Origin of the sequence: Rhizobium sp. RCC_161_2 (genome assembly GCF_041355235.1) — a bacterium.
Classification (GTDB): domain Bacteria; phylum Pseudomonadota; class Alphaproteobacteria; order Rhizobiales; family Rhizobiaceae; genus Rhizobium.
In genome coordinates this window covers 258008-278014 of sequence record NZ_JBFUPL010000008.1, presented here as the reverse complement: position 1 = coordinate 278014, position 20007 = coordinate 258008, and the positions used below count along the sequence as shown (strand labels likewise).

The following is a 20007-nucleotide window of genomic DNA, read 5'->3' as shown; positions in this document are numbered from 1 at the left end:
AGGACCGGGCGCAGGCTTGAAATGTCACTGCTATGCCGGCACGCCCTTTCGGGCGCGTGGCGCAGCAGCCGTTGCTGTGTCATTCAGGGTCCGATGACGACCGTTCGGTCGTGTCAGGGAGCCCAGTAAATCTCGACCGGAGAAGCGGCCCGGCGCAGCATGGCGCGGATCGGCATTTCGGTCTCTTCTCCCGCTGCCTCGGCCTTGGCGAGAACGTCCTTCTTGCCCTCTCCCTCGATATGGAGCACCAGCAATCGGGCATCCTGAAGGCTGGAGAAGGTGAAGGTCAGGCGTGGCTCGCCGGCCCCCTCGGCTTCCATCGTGATGATGCCGCGCGGGGTCTTCGGATCAAGGGCGGTGGCAAGATTGCTGCCGCCCGGAAAGAACGAGGCCGTGTGGCCGTCATTGCCCATGCCGAGGATGACGACATCGAAGGGATGGCCGACACCCCTGGTCTTTTCCGTGGCGATGACGGCGGCCTCCTCAGCGGACGCCGCGGCCTGGTAGAGCGGAAGGAACTGCGCCGATGCAGCCTTGTCCTTCAGCAGGTTTTCCTGGACGAGCAGGTGGTTCGAGCGCGGGTTGTCCGCCGGCACGAACCGTTCGTCGACGAGGGTGATCGTCACCTTGCCCCAGTCGAGCGGACGCGACGACAGCGCCTGGAAGAAGGCCTTCGGCGTCGAGCCGCCGGAGACCGCGATGCTTGCGGAGCCGCGGGCGGTGATGGCGGCCGAGAGAACCTCGACCACCTTGTCCGCGAGCTTGCCGGCGAGTTCGGCGCCATTGGCGAAAGCATGCATGTTCGCTGTCATCGTCATCGTCACCGTCCTAGATATCGTCATGCCAGGTGCGGCCGTCGCGCTCGATCAGAGCGATGGCCTGGCTCGGACCCCAGGTGCCGGCGGTATAGCCCTGCACCTGCTGGCCGGCTTCTTCCCAACCCTTGAGGATCGGGTCGACCCAATCCCATGCGGCTTCCACTTCGTCGCGGCGCATGAACAGCGTCTGATTCGAGCGGATGACGTCCATTAGCAGGCGTTCATAGGCGTCCGGATTGCGGACGTTGAAGGCCGAGGCAAAGCTCATGTCGAGCGAGACGTTGCGCAAGCGCATGCCACCCGGACCCGGATCCTTGATCATCAGCGACTGCTTGACGCCTTCGTCCGGCTGCAGGCGGATGATCAGCTGGTTGGCGACGGTGCGGCCGGCGGCCTGATCGAAGATGTTGTGCGGGATCGGCTTGAAGGTGATGACGATCTCCGACATGCGGCCGGCAAGACGCTTGCCGGTGCGGATGTAGAAGGGAACGCCGGCCCAGCGCCAGTTGCCGATCTCGGCCTTGATGGCGACGAAGGTTTCGGTGTTGGAAACGCCGCCTTCGAGTTCATCAAGGTAGCCCTTGACCGGACCGCCCGAGGATGCGCCGGCGCGGTACTGGCCGCGAACCGTGGCCTGCTCGACGTTGGAGGCGGTGATCGGTTTCAGCGCACGCAGCACCTTCAGCTTCTCGTCGCGGACGGCTTCGGAATCCATCGAGGAGGGGATTTCCATCGCGGTCAGGCAAAGGAGCTGCAGGATGTGGTTCTGCACCATGTCGCGCAACGCGCCGGCGGTGTCGTAGTAGCCGGCGCGGCCCTCGAGGCCGACCGATTCCGCAACCGTGATCTGGACATGGTCGATGTGATTGGCGTTCCACAGCGGCTCGTAGAGGGCGTTGGCGAAACGCAGCGCCATCAGGTTCTGCACCGTCTCCTTGCCGAGATAATGGTCGATGCGGAAGATCTGCTCTTCCTTGAAGACCTTGCCGATGGTGTCGTTGAGCTGCAGGGCCGAAGCAAGGTCGCGGCCGATCGGCTTTTCGACGACGATGCGCGTCTGCTTGGTGATCAGCTTGTGGTCGTGGATCTTCTGCGAGATGTCGCCGAAAATGCCGGGAGCGACGGCGAGGTAGAAGGCGCGCACGCGGTCCTTGCCTTCGTCGAGGATCTTCTTCAGCTGATCCCAGCCGGCGTCGCTGCGGGCATCGACCGGAACATAGAACAAGCGAGCGAGGAACTTCTTGACTTCCGCCTCGTCATATTCGCCCTTCTTCAGGTGTTCCTTGAGGGCTGCGTCGGCGAATTTGCGGTATTCTTCATTGGAGAGCGCACTGCGCGACGCGCCGATAATGCGGGTCGGTTCGGAGAACTGGCCTTCGATCTGGCGATGATAAAGAGCGGGCAGGAGCTTGCGCTCGGCAAGGTCGCCGCTGCCGCCGAAAACGACATAGTCAAAAGGTTCAACGGGAATGATTTGGCTGCTCATGAGGTATCTCTCAATCGGTCTTGGTTGAGGCCCCTTTTAATCTAATCGATTTAAAAAGGCCAGTGTGCATCGCAAAATTCAGACTCGGTTTTTAGAGCGGATTGCCGAAAGAGGAAATCCGTTCGGTATCTAAAACCTGTCGCGCAACGCAAACCACGAGAGCGCCAGGAACAGTAGAGGCGCCCGCATACGGGCACCACCGGGAAACGGCGGGATGTTCAGCGCCCTGAAAAGCGCAAGATCGTCGGCATTCCCGAGGACTGTTTTCGCATAGAGTTTACCGCAATAGTTTGACAGCATGACGCCGTGTCCGGAATAGCCGCCGATAGAGGTCACGCCGGGCATGACGTCGCGCACGAAAGGCTGGCGCGGCATGGTGATGCCGACCGACCCGCCCCAGGCATGGGTGATGTCGATCTTGTCGAGTGCGGGATAGATTTCGGCGATCTGGCGGCGGATATGCTCCGTTATGTCGCGCGGGTTATCGGCGGTATAGGCCTCGCGGCCGCCGAACAGCAGCCGCCCGTCCTTCGATTTGCGGAAATAACGCACCACGAATCGTGAATCCGCCACCGCCTCGCCGCCGGGCAGTACATCGGGAAATTTGTCGAGCGGTTCGGTGGCGCCGATGAAGGAGCGGATCGGCATGACATGGCTCGCCGTCACCGGCTCCAGATTACCGATATAGCCGTTGCAGGCGATCAGCACGCGATCGGCGGTGATCACGCCGCCATCGGTCTCGATCAGCGTCTTGCCGCCCGATTGTCTGATCGCCTTTGCAGGCGTCATTTCAAAGAGGGAAGCGCCGGCGGCCGCAGCCACACGTGCGAGGCCAATGAGCAGCTTCAGCGGATGGATATGGCCGGTGCCCATGTCCCTGATGCCGTAGAGATAGCGCTTCGAGCCCAGCCGCTCCTGGGTCTCGGCCGTGTCCATGAAGCTCACATGCGGATAGTCGTAGCGCGTCGCGGCGATCTCCGCGTTTTCCATATAGGCGCGCTTGTAGCTCGGCTTATGGGTGACGTTCATCTGGCCGGGCATGAAATCGATGTCGATGCCATGCTCCGTGGCGAAATCGAGCAGATGCCGCTTGGCGTCTTCGGCAAGGTCGAAGAGCGCCTTCGAGCGTTCATAGCCGATCTTCTCTTCCAGCTCCTCCGGCCACCAGCGTTGGCCGGTGCCGAGCTGGCCGCCATTGCGACCGGAGGCGCCGTCGCCGAAACGGTTGGCATCGATCAGCACGACATCGACACCGCCCTTGGCGAGATTATAGGCGGCCTGCAGGCCGGTATAGCCGCCGCCGATGATGGCAACGTCGGCGCGGCGCGAGCCGTCGAGCTTGGGATAGACCGTGCGAGGCCCGACGGTTGCCTGATACCAGGAAAGCCCCGGCGCGATCGGGCTCTGCCATGCGTCCTGCGATGTCATGGGTGGTCCTCCCTCACACGTTGAGCAGAAGGAATTCCCGCTCCCAGGGGCTGATCACCTGCATGAAGGTCTCGAACTCGCCGCGCTTGACGCCGGCATAGATGTCGATGAAGTCCTTGCCGAGGACTTCATGGAAGGCCGGCTCGCCCTCCAGCAGCGCGATGGCTTCGAGAAGGCCGCGTGGCAGGTCGATGGAGCCTTCATTGGCCGAATCCTCGGTCGGCGCCGTCGGCTCCACCTTCTTCATGATGCCGAGCAGGCCGGAGGCGAGCGAGGCGGCAAGCGCGAGATACGGATTGGCGTCCGAACTCGGCAGCCGGTTCTCGACGCGGCGGGCCTGCGGATCGGAGACCGGCACGCGGAAAGCCGTGGTGCGGTTGTCGTAGCCCCAGGCATTGTTGACCGGGCAGGACATGTTCGGCGCCAGACGCCGATAGGAATTGACGTAAGGCGCAAGCATCGCCAGCGCATTCGGAACGTAGCGCTGCATGCCGCCGATGAAGTGGAAGAACTCCTGCGACGGACTGCCGTCCGGATTGGTGAAGACGTTCTTGCCGGTCTCGATGTTGACCACCGACTGGTGAATATGCATCGCCGAGCCCGCCTGGCTCTGCATCGGCTTGGCCATGAAGGTGGCATAGATGCCGTGCTTCAGCGCCGCTTCGCGGATGGTGCGCTTGAACATGAAGACCTGGTCGGCAAGCTCGATCGGATCACCATGGCGCAGGTTGATTTCGAGCTGCGCCGGCCCCTCTTCATGGATCAGCGTATCGATCTCGAGACCCTGCTTCTCCGAGAAGTGATAGATATCGTCGATCAATTCGTCGAACTCGTTGATGCCGGCGATGGAATAGCCCTGACCACCGAGGATCGAGCGGCCGGAGCGGCCTTTCGGCGGATGCAGCGGATAGTCCGGGTCGTCATTCTTGGCGACGAGATAGAATTCGATCTCCGGCGCCACGACCGCTTTCCAGCCGCGCTCCTTATAGAGATTCATGATCTGCTTCAGCAGGTTGCGCGGCGTATAGGACACCGCCTCGCCCTCGGAATTGACGATGTCGCAGATCACCTGCGCCGTCGGATCGGTTTCCCAGGGCACGACGGAGAGCGTCGAAAGATCGGGCACCAGCTTCAGGTCGCTGTCGCGCGGCTCATAGCGGAAGTTTTCGGTCTCTTCGGGATATTCGCCCGAGATCGTGTGGCGATAGATTGCAGAAGGCAGGGCGAGCGAAGTGTTGGAGGTGAATTTCGAGGTCGGCATCATCTTGCCGCGCGGCACGCCCGCAAGGTCCGGTGTGATGCATTCGATGTCTTCGATGCCACGCGCCCGCAGCCACTGGGCTGCTTCCTTCCAATTTGCCACACCGCGTGCCGACCGTAGACTGCTGGGAACTGTAGCAACTTTCGAGACCGGCTTGGAAGCTTTCAGCGGGGTCTTTTTCGAAGGCATAAAACACCGTATTTGCGTGGATCGGAGATTGCATCATAACGGCAGTTTGCCAATTGGCGAGGGGGAGACGCTCCGACTTTCGCCATATGATGGAAAAATAGTCACGCAGCACGATAATCGATGAAGGAATGAAATGTGGCCGGCAAATATGATGTGATCGTTCTCGGCGCGGGTGCCGCGGGCATGATGTGCGCCATTCGCGCCGGCCAGCGCGGGCGCTCCGTGCTGCTGCTCGACCATGCCTCGGCACCGGGCGAAAAGATTCGCATTTCCGGCGGCGGCCGCTGCAATTTCACCAATATCCATGCCGGCCCCAAGAACTTTCTCTCAGCCAATCCGCACTTCGCCAAGTCGGCTTTGGCCCGCTTCACGCCCAAGGATTTTCTCGCCATGGTCGAAAGCCACGGCATCGCCTGGCACGAAAAGACGCTTGGCCAGCTTTTCTGCGACAACAGCGCCAAGGATATCATCCGCATGCTGACCGACGAAATGCGATCGGCCGGCGTGGATTTGCGGCTGCGCACCGAAATCAATGCGATCGAGCCTGTCGCTGGCGGAGGCTATCGTGTCTCCACCTCGGAAGGCACCTTCGAGGCGGCCTCGCTGGTCGTCGCCACCGGCGGCAAGTCGATCCCGAAGATGGGGGCCACCGGCTTTGCCTATCGCATCGCCGAGCAATTCGGCCTGCCGCTCATCGAGACCCGTCCCGGCCTCGTGCCGCTGACCCTCGATCCGCAATTGCTGCAACGCCTGGCGCCGCTCTCCGGCATCGCCGCGCCCGCTGAAATTCGCCATGGCAAGACGGCGTTCCGCGAAGCCCTGCTCTTTACACATCGGGGCCTGAGCGGCCCGGCGATCCTGCAGATTTCCTCCTATTGGCGGGAAGGGGACGAGATCACGGTGGCGATCGAGCCCGATGTGGATGTCTTCGTCATGCTGAAGGCGGCGCGGCAGGCCAATGGCCGGCAATCGGCGCAGACCGCCCTGGCGGAAATCTTGCCGAAGCGGTTGGCACAGCATTTCGCCGAGGGCGAGGGCATGTCGGGCAATATGGCCGACCAGGGCGACAAGCGGTTGCAGCAGCTTGCCGCCGTCGTCCAGGCCTGGCCGGTCAAGCCCTCGGGCTCGGAAGGCTATCGAACGGCGGAAGTCACGCTCGGCGGTATCGACACGACTTGCCTCGATTCCAAGACGATGCAGGTGAAAACCATCCCCGGCCTCTTCTTCATCGGCGAATGCGTCGATGTTACCGGCTGGCTCGGCGGCTATAATTTCCAGTGGGCCTGGGCCTCCGGCCATGTTGCCGGCGAAGCGGCCTGAAGTGACCTTGCCAATTGCTCGCAAAGCGGGCAGGAGCATCTCCAACGACGAACATATTCGATGGAGGCGATAATGACGTTCGATATCTGGACATTCCGGTCCGTAACTCTCCCCGGTATGGCTGCGGCCTTGATGCTTTCTCTTGGCATGCTTGCCGTCACGGCGTTGGATGCCAGTGCGGCGTCTGCGGCATGCAAGAAGCTGGATCCGAATGGTCAGGATATTGGCGGCGACACCCATTTCTCGTTGGCGATCCGCGACAAGAAGGGCGATGTCGTCAGGAAGATGCTCGCCTGCGGCGCCAAGCTGGACATGAAGACCACCGAGGGCTGGTATCCGTTGCACACCGCCGCCTATTACGGCCCGGCCAGCATGGTCGATCTGCTGGTCTCCAAGGGCGCCGACGTCAATGTGCGCGGCGACTATGATGGCTGGACGCCGCTGCACATGGCATCGCAGCAGGATGATCCTGCCATCGTCAAGGCGTTGCTGAAGGATGGGGCCGACAAGACCATCAAGTCTTCTTCCGGCAAGACTGCCGCTGAGATGGCGACCAATCCGGCAATCGCGGAGCTGCTGAAGTAGAATTAGCCCCGCGGAGTTCCGCATTTTTTGGGCAAATGCTCGAAAGGTGCGGCAATTGCGACTAACCTCTGGTTTTGGCGTTTTCTTTTCCTACATCTTTATTTTCTACATTGCCTGTTGCCGGAACGGCCCGTTGCCGGTTATCGTGTCAGTGCGAAAATGGGATTTAGGCTCATGAACAAAACACAACGTCGCGCTCGCGCCATAGCAATTGCTCAGACCCGTGACAACGCCAAGCTCGTCGCCGTCAGGCTGCTGATGCTTGCAACCGGCGCCACGGCTGCCTGCATTGCTTACCTCGCGGTGCGCGGCTTCTGATATCGTCGGCCTGGTCGGCTGATTTCGCCTTTTCCTCGGCGAAGGACTTGCGCCCGGGCGCCACCCTTTGTTTCGGCTGTTTTCTCATGCTTTCCATCGTGCAATAGCCTGCTGCGGCTCCTTATCCGAAAATTAATCTATCGGACTGACAATCCGCACAGATTTTCTGGGGCGCTTCCACAACGTGAAGCTGAAGCAATGATTGCCTCCTGACAGTGCTCAGGACCCCACCTGCGAACATCTCAAGATTGAAGACTATATGTCCGGTTGGCGCTGTGTAGGCGCCGGCAGGGGGGGAGCAGTTGTGAGAGGCCCGAGCCACGATGTTCATTGACAAGATCCTGTCGCGTTTCAAGATCAAGACGAAGGTTCTCCTCTTCGTCCTGCCATTCGTGATCAGCATTTCCGCCGTCGGCCTCACCGGGCTCTATGCATCCGGCCTGCTGCAGGGGCGCATGGAAATCTCCAACAGCGTGCTGCAATCCCTGACGGGCTTCAAGAATCTCTACGGCTCGATGGACGACTTCCTACGCATCACCAACGAGCAGCAGCGTGACAAGCTCTATGAGGATATCAAATCGCAACAGGGCGTTCTCGCGTCGACACTCGGCCAGCTGGGTAAAGATGCGGATGGCCGCAATAATCTGACGGATGCGACGACGAAGACCGCCGATATGGCGAACGTGGTCGCCAAGCTCTGGACGCTGCACGAACAGGAAGTCGATTTCCGCAAGGTGATCGATGACGCCCAGAAAGCGCTGATCAAGGCCCGTTTCAACGTCGATTTCAACGGGCAGCAACTGGAAGACCAGATGCGCCAGGACCAAGCGGCCGCGACCGCGACGCTGCGGTCCGCCGACCGTCTGCTGAAGGGCGGCGATATGCTCGGTTCCGTTGCCGAGGATTTCAACAAGGCCGCTACACCCACCGACAAGGTGAAGCTGCTCAAGGACCGATTGCCCGATCTTGCCAAGGCGCAGCGCTCGATCGATCTTGCCCTTCCGCAGAACCAGAAGAGCGTGGTGCAGTCCCTGGTCGCCACGATCAAGGACCTGACGGCCTTCACGGAAAGCACAGATGTCCCGACCGATGATACGATTACCAGCATCGGCCGGCTTCTCTCCCGTTTCCGCCAGACATCGACCTATACGCAATTGGCCGCGACGCAGATGATGCGCCAGGCGACGACGACCTTTGTGGATATGGACGCCAAGGTTGTTCAAACCAATTCCGTTCTTCAGGATACCCGCCGTCTCCAGGGTTCGATCTATTCGCTGCAGCTCGTGCTTGGCGAGTTCCTGGCCAATACCAGCAAGGATAATCTCGCTCGCCTGCGGCAGGAGGTTTCCAAGCTCCGCGGCGCCATGGACACGTTGAAGCAAAGCGCCAGGGGCATGGATTTCATCGCTAGCATCGATGCCGTTATCCGCCCGGCTCTCAAGGCGATCGAGGATGGCGGCGACCAACTGGTCAACACCTCGACCGTGCGCGTCACGGAATATGCCGCGGCGCGGCAACAGCTCGACCAGGTCTGGGGCCAGCTCACCGCCTTTGCCGACACGCAGAAGCAGAGCGCCGGCACCGAGCGTGAACAAGCAAATTACATCTCGATCCTCGCCACTACTCTCGGCATCATCCTTTCGGTAGCCGGCGGCATTGCCCTGGTCCTGACCCTGCAGCGCCCGATCGGCCAGATCACCGCCGCCATGCGCCGCATTGCCGATGGCATGCTGGAAACCGCGATCTCCGGCGAAAAGCGTCATGACGAAATCGGCGACATGGCCCGCGCGCTGGGTGTCTTCAAGGAAAATGCGATCTCGAAGATCCGCATCGAGGAGCAGAGCGACGAGGAACGCGCTGCTGCCGAGCACGAACGCCAGCGCAACGATGCCGAAAAACGCGAGCTCGACCGTCAGATCGACTTTGCTGTCAGCGAACTTGCCGCCGGTCTCGAGCGTCTGGCGCAGGGCGACATTTCCTCGACGATCGAGAAGCCCTTCATCGGTCGTCTCGAACAGCTCCGACAGGATTTCAACAGCTCGCTGTCGCGCCTGCAGCAGACGATCAGCCAGGTGCGCGACAATGTCGAGATGATCCAGTCCAACGGCAACCAGATGGCCGCCTCCGCCGAGGACCTGTCAAAACGCACCGAACAGCAGGCCGCCTCGCTGGAACAGACTGCCGCCGCCGTCGACGAAATCACCGTTACGGTTCGCTCATCCGCCGAGCGCGCCAAGGATGCGGATGCGATCGTGCGCGAAGCCAAGCGCAGCGCCGATGACAGCTCCGTCGTCGTCGGCAACGCCATCGATGCCATGACCCGTATCGAAGACGCGTCGCGCAAGATCGAGCAGATCATCGGCGTCATCGACGAGATCGCCTTCCAGACTAACCTTCTGGCATTGAATGCCGGCATCGAGGCCGCCCGCGCCGGCGACGCCGGCAAGGGCTTTGCGGTCGTTGCCATGGAAGTGCGCGAACTGGCCCAGCGCTCCGCTGCCGCCGCGAAGGAAATCAAGGGGCTGATCAACAAATCGACCCAGGAGGTCAATTCCGGCTCGCAATTCGTGCAGCAGGCCGGCTCGGTTCTGGCGCAGATCAGCGGCCAGATCGTCACCATCAGCCAGCATGTGGAGATGATCGCCCGCGCTAGCCACGATCAGGCAAGCGCACTGCAGGAGGTCAACGCCTCCGTCAACCACATGGACCAGATGACGCAGAAGAATGCCGGTATGGTCGAGGAAACCACGGCGGCCAGCCGAGAATTGGCCTCCGAGGCGGACGCGCTGCTCTATCTCATCCAGCAGTTCAAGATCGAAAGCGGTCAGGTCGTCCATAGCTATCAGCGGGCGGACGCTGCCTGACCGCAGCAGCCACTGTTATCACCCCAGGCGGATCGGCCGATATCGGGCCGGTCCGCTTTTTTCGTTTTGAGCCATGCATAGGCATGATCGAGAATGTTTCCGAACCAGGAGAATAGCCCCCAGCCTTCGCGATCATAGGCTTGGTAGAACAAATCCTCGTTCTTGCGCCATTGATCGTGGAGCGTATGGTTCTGTAATTCAAGGATTTTGGCTAAAGCGATGCAGTCGATCATGGGAAGTCTCCACGTTGAAAGGCATCCCTTCAATTACACATAGAAATTTGCTTTATATACAGCCGTTTTCGCCTTATATTTTTCAACCATGAAAAATGCGACCTGGGATGCCTATCAGCTTTTCCTCGATGTCGCCCGCGGCGGCGGGCTGACGGGCGCCGTTTCGTCGAGCGGATTGAGCCCGGCGACGATCGGCCGGCGCATGCTGGAGCTGGAAAGCCAGGTCGGTCGCCCGCTCTTCCAGCGCAGCCAGACCGGTTATGCGCTGACCGGCGACGGCCAGGAACTGTTCGATCAACTGCTCGACATGGAGGCGGCCGCCCGTAAGGTGGATAGCTGGCAGCGCGAGGCGCAGGGTGCGGCCATCGTGCGGATTACCGCGGGCACCTGGGTCGCCTGGGTCCTCAGCCAGAACATGCCGTCGATCTGCTCCGAGCGAGATGATTTCCGTATCGATCTGCAAATCGCCGAACGCCGCGCCAGTCTTGCCCATCGCGAAAGCGATATAGGCATCCGCGCCTTCGAGCCGGAGGAAGCCAACCTTGCAGCCATCAAGACCGGCGATGTCGCCTATGCCGCCTATCAGGCGCGCAATATGCGCTTCGCCGGACCCAGACGATGGATCGCGGTTGCGGAGGAGGAGGCAATCTCCGCCTATCTGCGCTGGCCGCATCAGAACCAGCGCGAGGCGATCGCGGTGACGGTCAGCCGGCCGCGCTCGCTCCACGACCTTGTCCTCGCGGGAGCGGGCATCGCCGTTCTTCCCTGTTTCGTCGGCGATCTGGAACCTCGGCTGGAGCGGGTGGGTGAGGAAGTCGCCTCCTTACGTCACGGGCAATGGATCGTCATGAACGACACCGATCGCCATCGCCGCGAGATAAGAACCGTGGTCGACCGCATGTCCAGGTTGTTGAAGAGCCATGCCGACCTCTTCGCGGGCAACCGCCCGACCTATGTTTGAAAAACCGCAAGCCAGGGACGGCGTGGTTCGTCTCTGGTCGATGAACCGTATCGTCCCCCGATTCCGCGTAAATCCGTGAAAGCTCATGAGGCTTGCTTTTCCCCCTTGTGGCCTTTCGGATTCCTTTCTAGTCTGGCGGGAAAAACAGAGGGTTGGGTGTCGCAAGGATGCCCTTGAACAAAACAGGAGAGACCATGAAGTCCATGTTCGCACGGCTCGCGGCAACCGCTTTTGCGGCTGTTTCGCTGGTCACGGTCGCCCAGGCGGAAGACAAGGTTGTCAACGTCTACAACTGGTCGGATTACATCGATGATTCGATTCTGGCCGATTTCACCAAGGAAACCGGCATCAAGGTCGTTTACGACACCTTCGACGCCAACGAAACGCTGGAGACCAAGCTGCTCGCGGGCAAGACCGGTTATGACGTCGTCGTGCCGACCGCCTACTTCCTGCAGCGCCAGATCAAGGCCGGCGTCTTCCAGAAACTCGACAAGTCGAAGCTACCGAATATTTCCAACATGTGGGACACGGTGCAGAAGCGCATCGCCGCCTACGATCCCGGCAACCAATATGCCGTCGACTATATGTGGGGCACCAGCGGCGTCGGCTACAATGTCGACAAGGTGAAGCAGATCCTCGGCACCGATGAGGCGCCGGACGTTGATGTGATCTTCGATCCGAAGCTCGCCGCCAAGTTCAAGGATTGCGGCATCTACGTGCTCGATTCCCCCACCGACGTCATTCCGGCGGCTCTCCGTTATCTCGGCCTCGATCCGAACTCCACCAAGCCCGAGGACTTCAAGAAAGCCGAGGAACTGCTAACGGCGGCTCGCCCGAATATCCGCAAATTCCATTCGTCGGAATATATCAATGCGCTTGCCAATGGCGATATCTGCATCGCCTTCGGCTATTCCGGCGACGTGCTGCAGGCGCGTAACCGCGCGGCGGAAGCCAAGAACGGCATCAATATCAGCTATTCGATCCCGAAAAAGGGCGCGCAGATGTGGTTCGACGTCATGGCGATCCCGGCCGATGCGCCGCATGTCGCCGAGGCGCATACCTTCATCAACTACATGATGAGGCCGGAAGTCATCGCCAAGGCCAGCAATTTCACGACTTACGCGAATGGCAACAAGGCGTCGCAGCAGTTCGTGAGCAAGGAAGTGCTGGAAGACCCGTCCGTCTATCCGACGGAAGAGGTCACGAAGAGCCTTTACACCTTGAAGCCTTGGGACCCGAAAACACAGCGCGTGGCGACGCGCTTGTGGACGAAGGTCACCACTGGCCAATAATTTCAAAGCAGGCCCGGACGGCAACGTCCGGGCCTTTTTCTGACGGCATAAGGTAAAGATCAGGACCGCGCCGGAATGGGGAAGAGCCGGCGCAGCATCCTTTCATTTGGGGATAAATGATGAAGTCTCTCGGGAATATCCGGCGTTCCTTTGCTCCGTGGACCGACCCTTCGGCAAAGCCTTACATTTCCTTCAAGAACGTCACGAAGAAGTTCGGCGATTTCGTCGCCGTCGACAATCTTTCGCTGGATATCTACAACCGCGAATTCTTCGCCCTGCTCGGCGCCTCCGGCTGTGGCAAGTCCACGCTGCTGCGCATGCTGGCGGGCTTCGAGCAGCCGACGACGGGCGAGATCATCCTCGACGGCCAGAGCCTTGCCGGCACGCCACCCTATCGCCGACCCGTCAACATGATGTTCCAGTCCTATGCTCTCTTCCCGCATATGACGGTGGAAAAAAACATCGCCTTCGGACTGAGGCAGGACGGCATGCCGAAGGCGGAGATCGACGAGCGCGTGGCGCAGATGCTGAAGCTGGTCAAGCTGGAGCAATTCGCCAGGCGCAAGCCCCACCAGCTTTCCGGCGGCCAGCGTCAGCGCGTGGCGCTTGCCCGCTCGCTCGCCAAGCGCCCGAAGGTGCTGCTGCTCGACGAGCCGCTCGGCGCGCTCGACAAGAAGCTGCGCGAGGAAACCCAGTTCGAGCTGATGGACCTGCAGCAGAGCCTCGGCCTCACCTTCGTCGTCGTTACCCACGACCAGGAAGAGGCGATGACCATGGCCGACCGCATCGCCGTCATGAGCCACGGCAAGGTGGCGCAGATAGCAACGCCGGCGGAGATCTACGAGGCTCCCAACTCGCGCTTCGTTGCCGACTTCATCGGCGACGTGAATATTCTCGAGGGCAATGTCACCTCGGCCGGTTCGGGGATCATCGAGATCGCGGTCGATCCCTCCATCGTGCTGCGCATCGCATCCAGCGATACGCCGGCGGAGGGGCGCCGCGCCAGTCTCGCTATTCGGCCGGAAAAGCTCAGGATCACGCCGCGCCCGCCGGCCAACGCCTCGGTCAACGCCGCCGAGGGCGAGATTTGGGATATCGCCTATCTCGGCGACATGACGGTCTTCCACGTCAAGCTGCAGAACGGCCAGGTGGTCAAGGCCTCGTCGCTGAATGCTGTCCGCGCGGTGGAAGAGCCCTTCGCCTACGACCAGAATGTCTGGGTCTCCTTCGACGAAAACGCCGGCGTGCTGCTGAAGGATTGATGATGAAAACGCTAGGTTCCTCCCTCTACCAGCGCCTCGTCATCATCATCCCCTATGTCTGGCTGCTGCTCTTCTTTCTCGTGCCGTTCCTGATCGTCTTCCGCATTTCGCTGTCGACGAAGGCGCTGTCCATCCCACCCTATGATCCGTCCTTCAACTGGTCGGACAGTTTCAGCGACTGGTGGGACAAGCTGCAGACCATGTCGTTCGACAATTACACATGGCTGGCCGGCGACCCGCTCTACATGAGCGCCTATCTCGGCAGCCTGAAGATCGCCGGTATCTCGACGCTCCTGACGCTGCTCATCGCCTATCCCATCGCCTACGGCATGGCGCAGGCACCGCGTACCATCCGCCCGACGCTGCTGATGTTGGTCATCCTGCCGTTCTGGACGAGCTTTCTGATCCGCGTCTATTCCTGGATGTCGATCCTCAGCACCACCGGCCTCCTGAACCAGCTCCTGATGGGGCTCGGTATCATCCAGGAGCCGCTGGTGATCCTCAACACCAACACCGCCGTCTATATCGGCATGGTCTATTCCTATCTGCCCTTCATGGTGTTGCCGCTCTATTCCGCGCTGGAAAAGATGGACGGCACGCTGATCGAAGCCGCGGAAGATCTCGGCTGCACGGCGATCGGCGCTTTCTGGCGCGTCACGTTCCCCCTGTCGATCCCCGGCGTGATCGCCGGCTGCATGCTGGTCTTCATCCCGGCCGTCGGCGAATTCGTGATCCCGGACCTGCTCGGCGGTTCTGAAACGCTGATGATCGGCAAGGTCTTGTGGACGGAGTTCTACGGCAACACCGATTGGCCGCTGGCCTCGGCGGTTGCGACCATCCTGCTGCTAGTGCTGGTGGTGCCCATCGTCTTCTTCCAGCATTTTCAGGCGAAAGCCGAAGAGAGAGGGAGATAGGCCATGATCCGCTGGTCCCGTTTCAACATCGTCTCGGTCACGCTCGGCCTGGCTTTCCTCTACCTGCCGATCCTGCTGCTGGTCATCTATTCCTTCAACGCCTCGCGCCTGGTCACGGTCTGGGGCGGTTTCTCGACGCAATGGTATGTGCATCTCTTCAGCAACGATACCATGCTGAATGCCGCCTGGCTGACGGTGCGCATTGCGCTTCTGTCGGCAACGATCGCCACCGTACTTGGCACGCTGGCGGCGCTGACGCTGGTGCGCTACACGCGCTTCCGCGGCCGCATCCTGTTTTCCGGCATGATCTACGCGCCGTTGGTCATGCCGGATGTCATCACAGGCCTGTCGCTGTTGCTGCTCTTCGTCACGTCCGGCGTCGACCGCGGTTTCTGGACGATCGTCTTGGCGCATACGACGCTGACCATGTGCTTCGTCGCTGTCGTCGTGCAATCCAGGCTTCTGACCTTCGACCGCTCGATCGAGGAAGCGGCGCTCGATCTCGGCGCGCCGCCGGTGCGCACCTTCTTCGAAATCACCTTGCCGATCATCGCGCCGGCTGTGTTCTCCGGCTGGGTGCTGGCGCTGACGCTATCGCTCGACGATCTGGTGATCGCGACCTTTGCCTCGGGTGCCGGCGCCAAGACGCTGCCGATGCTGATCTACAGCCAGGTCAAGCTTGGGGTGACGCCGGAAATCAATGCGATCTGCACCATCCTGATCGGCGTTGTCGCCATCGGCGTCATCTGCGCCTCCATCGCCACCAAGCGCCGCGAGGTGCAGCGCCAGAGGGACGAGCACGCTGCGGCGGCTGGCTGAGGGCTTCGGCAAGCGCAGGCTTTATTGCTGCGGTTGATCAGGCTTCTGTAGCAGTGTCGTGACCGGGGAGATCACCGGGTCCGGCCAGGTACCGCCAATGAAGAAGGGCAGCATCGGCAGATCCGATGTGTCGGCGGGGTTGCTCGCCTCGATGGCACCTGAAAGCGCCAGTCCATTGCTGCGGAAGGGAACGACGCCGTTCAATGTCACCGTTTCATTGCGCCCTATGATCTTGGCGCTATGAACCTCGGCCGATCCCTTGGCGAAGCTTGCGTCGACATCGAGGCTGTCGAAATCGAAGGACGTGTCGGCAATGTCGCTCATGCGGAAGAAGGCCTTGTCGGCGGCAAGCGCGCGAAAGGCGGAGATGTTGAATTGCCGGAAGGAGCCCGTCTGTGCGGTGAAATGCATCTTGCCGGCGACATCGCCGAGATTGGCGGCCCAGATCGGCTTGGAGGTGGAGAGCGCGAGATCCAGCGATCCTGTGGTCATCGGCAGGGGACCAACGAGCTTGAGACGGGAAAAAAGTCCGCCGAAATCCGCGTTGCGAATGGATATTTGTAGCTTGCCGCCGCCATCGAAGTCGCCCTGCGTGACTTCCAGATGCGCGGTCAGATCGCCGCCCTCGAAGCCGCTGTCGCCGATGTCAAATTTCGCCTTGCCGCCGGCGACCAGCAGGCTGGCGCCGATATTGTCGAACTGGAAAGGACCGAGCCACGCCTTGTTCGACGACATCCGCATATCCATGTCGAGACGCTGCAGCGGGTTGCCGTTGAGCAGCATATCGATGGCGGTATCGGCCGCCAGCCGCATGGAAAATGCCGCCAGGAACGGATTGAGGTTCATCTGGTCGAAGGCGAGCGTGCCGGAAATCTTCGGCTTGCCGGCTGCCGTATAGTTGAGATCCATGACGCCGGACGCGGCGGAATCATTGACCTTGAAGTTCAGATTGTTGAAACGCACACCATTCTGGATCGAGACGATATCAGCGTTGAGCGAGACATTCTGCAATGTATTGGCGGCCGGCAGATGCTCACCGCTCCAGGCGAGGAACGAGGGTACGTTCGGCACGCTCAGATCCAGATTTCCGGCGAGCGCCGAGAAATCGGAAATGCTGCTAACACCGGTATAGGTCCAATTGATCAGCGGCGAGGAGAAACTTGTCCGGGCATCCACGCTCTTGCCGGCAAACAGCAGCAGTGGCTGGGTGGAGTTGAAATCGATCTTGACGTCCTGGTCGTTGAGCCGCGCCAGGATGACGGCCGTCATCGGCCGCGACAGCCGTGGCCAGGTGATGTCCGCGTTCACGCCGTTCATCTTGTAGATCTTGCCCGTGCGGTCATCGGTCATCTCGACGCTGCCGTCCTCGATGGTCAGGGTGCCGATATCCGCATCCTGCTCCTTCCGCATCGGCACGTCCTGGTTGGCGGATGTTTCCACCCGCTCGATCGCCTTGGACAGCAACCCCTCGTTCGTCCAGTCGATCAGGCCCGTCTCGTCGCGGCGGATATAGAGCGTCGGTCGCAGAAAATGGAACTCATGGAAATGCGCGCGTCCACGCAGCGCCGTAAACAGCGAGAAGTCCGCCGAGAGACTGTCAACATGGCCAAGCACCTTGCCGTTTTTCGTCGGTTCACGGATGGTGACCTGATTGAGCGTCACGCGCGGCGTCGGCCAGAATTCCAGCGTCGGGTCGCCCTCGATCTGGGCACGATATCCCGTCCAGTCCGACAGCGCTTTCTCGATGCCGGAGCGCACCAGCCCGCTGGAGATCAGGAATGGGGCGGTTGCCCTGAAGACGGCGAAGACGATGATGATGGTCAAGAGCACGATGCCGAAGGTGCGCGCGACGGCCGGCAGCCAGCGCGAGGCCGATTGCATCGTCAACCGCCACTTCCTATTCCTCGACGTGCTCATGATCCCACGGAGACTTTCATACTCATAGCGCTGATATGCCTGTGTTTGCCGGATATAGGAAATGATCGGCGGATGCAAACGTTGTACAGCGGGAAGACCGACAACGCAGTGACTTTATAATGCGCTGCAGCATGGTATATAAACCGAAAAGCAGGGGGAGATCATATGCAAGACAATCAACCGCTCTGGACCCCATCGGACGAGTTTCGCCGCCACAGCCCGATGTTTGCCTTCATGCAGGAATGCAACCGGCGCTTTGGTCTATCGCTCTCCGATTTCGGCAGCCTGCACGCCTGGTCGATCACCGAGCGTGAGACCTTCTGGACAGCAGTGTGGGATTTCTGTGGCATCAAGGGAAAACGCGGCGAAAGGGCGCTGATCAATGGCGACCTCATGCTGGAGGCGCGTTTCTTTCCCGATGCCGAGCTGAACTTCGCCGAGAACCTGCTGTCGAAGAGCGGCGAGGGCGATGCCCTGGTCTTCTGGGGCGAAGACAAGGTGCGCGACCGCTGGTCCTGGGATCGGCTTTCGGCCACGGTGTCCCGCTTGCAACAGGCCTATATCGCCCTTGGTATAGGCAAAGGCGACCGTGTCGCCGCGATGATGCCGAACATGCCGGAAACCATTGCCTGCATGCTGGCCGCCGCCTCGATCGGCGCCATCTGGTCTTCCTGTTCCCCGGATTTCGGCGAGCAGGGCGTGCTCGACCGCTTCGGCCAGATCGAGCCGAAGCTCTTCATTGCCTGCAGCGGCTATTGGTATGCCGGCAAATTGCAGGATGTGACGACAAAGGTCGGCGCCATCGCGCAGCGCCTCGGCGCACCCACCGTCATTGTTCCCTATGCCGGCGATGCCGATGCTGTCGCAGCGGCGACCCCGGGTGCAAAGACGCTGTCCGCCTTCATCGCGCCCTTCGAGGCAAAGGCCGTCGAATTCGCGCCCCTGCCGTTTGCGCATCCGCTGTTCATCCTGTTCTCCTCGGGCACGACCGGCGTGCCGAAATGCATCGTTCATTCCACCGGCGGTGCGCTGTTGCAGCTCATCAAGGAGCATCGCCTGCATTGCGGCGTCGTGCCGGATGAAAAGGTCTTCTATTTCACCACCTGCGGCTGGATGATGTGGAACTGGCTGGTGACCGGGCTCGCCGCCGGTGCCACCCTCTGCCTCTATGACGGTTCGCCCTTTGCGCCCGACGGCAACATTCTCTTCGATTATGCGCAGGAGGAGGGTTTCGCCGTATTCGGCACCTCGGCCAAATATATCGATGCGGTGCGCAAGAGCGGCCTGACGCCGAAGACCTCGCATGATCTCACCAGCCTGCGATTGATGACCTCTACCGGTTCGCCGCTGTCGCCGGAAGGCTTCACCTTCGTCTATGAGGGCATCAAGGACGATATCCAGCTCGCCTCGATCTCGGGCGGCACCGATATCGTCTCCTGCTTCGTGCTCGGCAATCCCTTGCAGTCGGTCTGGCGCGGCGAGATCCAGGGAGCGGGTCTTGGCCTTGCGGTCGATGTCTGGAACGAGGACGGCAAGCCGGTGCGTGGCGAAAAGGGTGAGCTGGTCTGTGCGAAGGCCTTCCCCTCGATGCCGGTGATGTTCTGGAACGATCCCGACCGCGTCAAATACCACGCCGCCTATTTCGAGCGTTTCGACAATGTCTGGTGCCATGGCGATTTCGCCGAATGGACCGAACATGGTGGCCTGATCATCCACGGGCGTTCGGACGCGACGCTGAACCCCGGCGGCGTACGCATCGGCACGGCGGAGATCTACAATCAGGTGGAGCAGATGCCCGAGGTTCTGGAGGCGCTCTGCATCGGCCAGGATTGGGATGACGACGTGCGCGTCGTGCTGTTCGTTCGCCTGACATCCGGCGCTGCCCTGACGGAGGATCTTGTCAAGGCGATGAAGACCCGCATCCGCACCGGCGCCTCGCCGCGGCATGTGCCGGCCAAGATCATCGCCGTTACGGACATCCCGCGCACCAAGTCCGGCAAGATCGTCGAACTCGCCGTCCGCGATGTCGTGCATGGCCGGGCGGTGAAGAACAAGGAAGCGCTCGCCAACCCGGAAGCGCTGGACCTGTTTGTCGGGCTGGCGGAACTGCAGAACTGACCGCTCCCCTAAAACTGACGGGCAAACGATGACCTGCGGATGGTAACCCGGCGTTAAGAGAGATTGGTCAAAGGTAAATCCAACTTGGGGCCGCTCGTATGAACTCCGAGCGGTTTGGAGCCGTGGCTCCCGTAACATGACGTTGATCGACTCGAGCTTTCGTTAGGCAGCATCAACTCCAAAGGCAGCACGATTCGCTGCCTTTTTTTCGTTCGCGCTGCA

The 20007-nt window shown here is 60.8% G+C and carries 16 protein-coding genes; 10 read left to right on the top strand and 6 right to left on the bottom strand.

What is annotated here, in order from left to right:
* Positions 1-113: 113 nt before the first annotated feature.
* The 4 genes from pgl to AB6803_RS21455 form a co-directional block, all read right to left on the bottom strand.
* Complete coding sequence (gene pgl / locus AB6803_RS21470) at positions 114-812, bottom strand: 6-phosphogluconolactonase (protein ID WP_371110853.1); 699 nt, start codon at positions 810-812, stop codon at positions 114-116.
* A gap of 16 nt (positions 813-828) precedes the next feature.
* On the bottom strand, positions 829-2304 hold the full coding sequence (gene zwf, locus AB6803_RS21465; RefSeq protein WP_371110779.1) for a glucose-6-phosphate dehydrogenase: 1476 nt from the start codon (positions 2302-2304) through the stop codon (positions 829-831).
* 129 nt (positions 2305-2433) lie between these two features.
* Positions 2434-3732 (bottom strand): NAD(P)/FAD-dependent oxidoreductase, encoded by a 1299-nt coding sequence (locus AB6803_RS21460; RefSeq protein WP_371110778.1) that lies wholly within the window; start codon positions 3730-3732, stop codon positions 2434-2436.
* Between the two features lie 13 nt (positions 3733-3745).
* Positions 3746-5182: a glutamine synthetase family protein gene (locus AB6803_RS21455; protein ID WP_371110777.1), complete on the bottom strand. Its 1437-nt coding sequence runs from the start codon at positions 5180-5182 to the stop codon at positions 3746-3748.
* A 135-nt stretch (positions 5183-5317) separates the two neighbouring features.
* Between AB6803_RS21455 and AB6803_RS21450 the strand changes: the two genes are divergently transcribed.
* The 4 genes from AB6803_RS21450 (at position 5318) to AB6803_RS21435 (ending at position 10269) form a co-directional block, all read left to right on the top strand.
* On the top strand, positions 5318-6502 hold the full coding sequence (locus AB6803_RS21450) for an NAD(P)/FAD-dependent oxidoreductase (protein ID WP_371110776.1): 1185 nt from the start codon (positions 5318-5320) through the stop codon (positions 6500-6502).
* A 72-nt stretch (positions 6503-6574) separates the two neighbouring features.
* Positions 6575-7087: an ankyrin repeat domain-containing protein gene (locus AB6803_RS21445; RefSeq protein WP_371110775.1), complete on the top strand. Its 513-nt coding sequence runs from the start codon at positions 6575-6577 to the stop codon at positions 7085-7087.
* Positions 7088-7261: 174 nt separating this feature from the next.
* Positions 7262-7405: a hypothetical protein gene (locus tag AB6803_RS21440; protein ID WP_194291714.1), complete on the top strand. Its 144-nt coding sequence runs from the start codon at positions 7262-7264 to the stop codon at positions 7403-7405.
* A gap of 323 nt (positions 7406-7728) precedes the next feature.
* Entirely contained in the window at positions 7729-10269 is a 2541-nt protein-coding gene (locus tag AB6803_RS21435) for a methyl-accepting chemotaxis protein (protein ID WP_371110774.1), read from the top strand.
* Here the strand turns inward: AB6803_RS21435 and AB6803_RS21430 are convergent.
* Positions 10248-10502, bottom strand: a complete 255-nt coding sequence (locus AB6803_RS21430; RefSeq protein WP_371110773.1) for a hypothetical protein — start codon at positions 10500-10502, stop codon at positions 10248-10250. The genes AB6803_RS21435 and AB6803_RS21430 overlap by 22 nt on opposite strands.
* Positions 10503-10590: 88 nt before the next feature.
* On the opposite strand from AB6803_RS21430, the gene AB6803_RS21425 reads away from it, so the two are divergent.
* The 5 genes from AB6803_RS21425 (at position 10591) to AB6803_RS21405 (ending at position 15750) form a co-directional block, all read left to right on the top strand.
* The gene (locus AB6803_RS21425; protein ID WP_371110772.1) at positions 10591-11463 is read left to right on the top strand and encodes a LysR family transcriptional regulator; all 873 of its coding nucleotides are present in this window, start codon (positions 10591-10593) and stop codon (positions 11461-11463) included.
* 203 nt (positions 11464-11666) lie between these two features.
* Entirely contained in the window at positions 11667-12755 is a 1089-nt protein-coding gene (locus AB6803_RS21420) for a polyamine ABC transporter substrate-binding protein (protein ID WP_371110852.1), read from the top strand.
* A gap of 119 nt (positions 12756-12874) precedes the next feature.
* The gene (locus AB6803_RS21415) at positions 12875-14017 is read left to right on the top strand and encodes an ABC transporter ATP-binding protein (protein WP_371110851.1); all 1143 of its coding nucleotides are present in this window, start codon (positions 12875-12877) and stop codon (positions 14015-14017) included.
* A 2-nt stretch (positions 14018-14019) separates the two neighbouring features.
* Positions 14020-14931 carry an ABC transporter permease subunit gene (locus AB6803_RS21410; RefSeq protein ID WP_371110850.1) on the top strand — a complete coding sequence of 304 codons (912 nt, stop codon included), beginning with the start codon at positions 14020-14022 and terminating at the stop codon, positions 14929-14931.
* Between the two features lie 3 nt (positions 14932-14934).
* The gene (locus tag AB6803_RS21405) at positions 14935-15750 is read left to right on the top strand and encodes an ABC transporter permease subunit (protein WP_371110771.1); all 816 of its coding nucleotides are present in this window, start codon (positions 14935-14937) and stop codon (positions 15748-15750) included.
* A gap of 21 nt (positions 15751-15771) precedes the next feature.
* Here AB6803_RS21405 and AB6803_RS21400 read toward each other — a convergent pair whose 3' ends face one another.
* The gene (locus AB6803_RS21400) at positions 15772-17667 is read right to left on the bottom strand and encodes an AsmA family protein (protein ID WP_371110770.1); all 1896 of its coding nucleotides are present in this window, start codon (positions 17665-17667) and stop codon (positions 15772-15774) included.
* 165 nt (positions 17668-17832) lie between these two features.
* On the opposite strand from AB6803_RS21400, the gene AB6803_RS21395 reads away from it, so the two are divergent.
* A complete protein-coding gene (locus tag AB6803_RS21395) occupies positions 17833-19785 on the top strand; it encodes an acetoacetate--CoA ligase (protein WP_371110769.1) in 1953 nt (650 codons plus the stop codon).
* Positions 19786-20007: the final 222 nt, after the last annotated feature.

Coding starts and splice junctions, on each gene's coding strand:
- AB6803_RS21455 (WP_371110777.1), bottom strand. CDS start 5,182: ATGCCTTCGAAAAAGACCCCGCTGAAAGCTTCCAAGCCGGTCTCGAAA.
- AB6803_RS21410 (WP_371110850.1), top strand. CDS start 14,020: ATGAAAACGCTAGGTTCCTCCCTCTACCAGCGCCTCGTCATCATCATC.
- AB6803_RS21415 (WP_371110851.1), top strand. CDS start 12,875: ATGAAGTCTCTCGGGAATATCCGGCGTTCCTTTGCTCCGTGGACCGAC.
- AB6803_RS21440 (WP_194291714.1), top strand. CDS start 7,262: ATGAACAAAACACAACGTCGCGCTCGCGCCATAGCAATTGCTCAGACC.
- AB6803_RS21460 (WP_371110778.1), bottom strand. CDS start 3,732: ATGACATCGCAGGACGCATGGCAGAGCCCGATCGCGCCGGGGCTTTCC.
- AB6803_RS21425 (WP_371110772.1), top strand. CDS start 10,591: ATGAAAAATGCGACCTGGGATGCCTATCAGCTTTTCCTCGATGTCGCC.
- AB6803_RS21405 (WP_371110771.1), top strand. CDS start 14,935: ATGATCCGCTGGTCCCGTTTCAACATCGTCTCGGTCACGCTCGGCCTG.
- AB6803_RS21395 (WP_371110769.1), top strand. CDS start 17,833: ATGCAAGACAATCAACCGCTCTGGACCCCATCGGACGAGTTTCGCCGC.
- AB6803_RS21400 (WP_371110770.1), bottom strand. CDS start 17,667: ATGAGCACGTCGAGGAATAGGAAGTGGCGGTTGACGATGCAATCGGCC.
- AB6803_RS21435 (WP_371110774.1), top strand. CDS start 7,729: ATGTTCATTGACAAGATCCTGTCGCGTTTCAAGATCAAGACGAAGGTT.
- zwf (WP_371110779.1), bottom strand. CDS start 2,304: ATGAGCAGCCAAATCATTCCCGTTGAACCTTTTGACTATGTCGTTTTC.
- AB6803_RS21430 (WP_371110773.1), bottom strand. CDS start 10,502: ATGATCGACTGCATCGCTTTAGCCAAAATCCTTGAATTACAGAACCAT.
- pgl (WP_371110853.1), bottom strand. CDS start 812: ATGACAGCGAACATGCATGCTTTCGCCAATGGCGCCGAACTCGCCGGC.
- AB6803_RS21420 (WP_371110852.1), top strand. CDS start 11,667: ATGTTCGCACGGCTCGCGGCAACCGCTTTTGCGGCTGTTTCGCTGGTC.
- AB6803_RS21445 (WP_371110775.1), top strand. CDS start 6,575: ATGACGTTCGATATCTGGACATTCCGGTCCGTAACTCTCCCCGGTATG.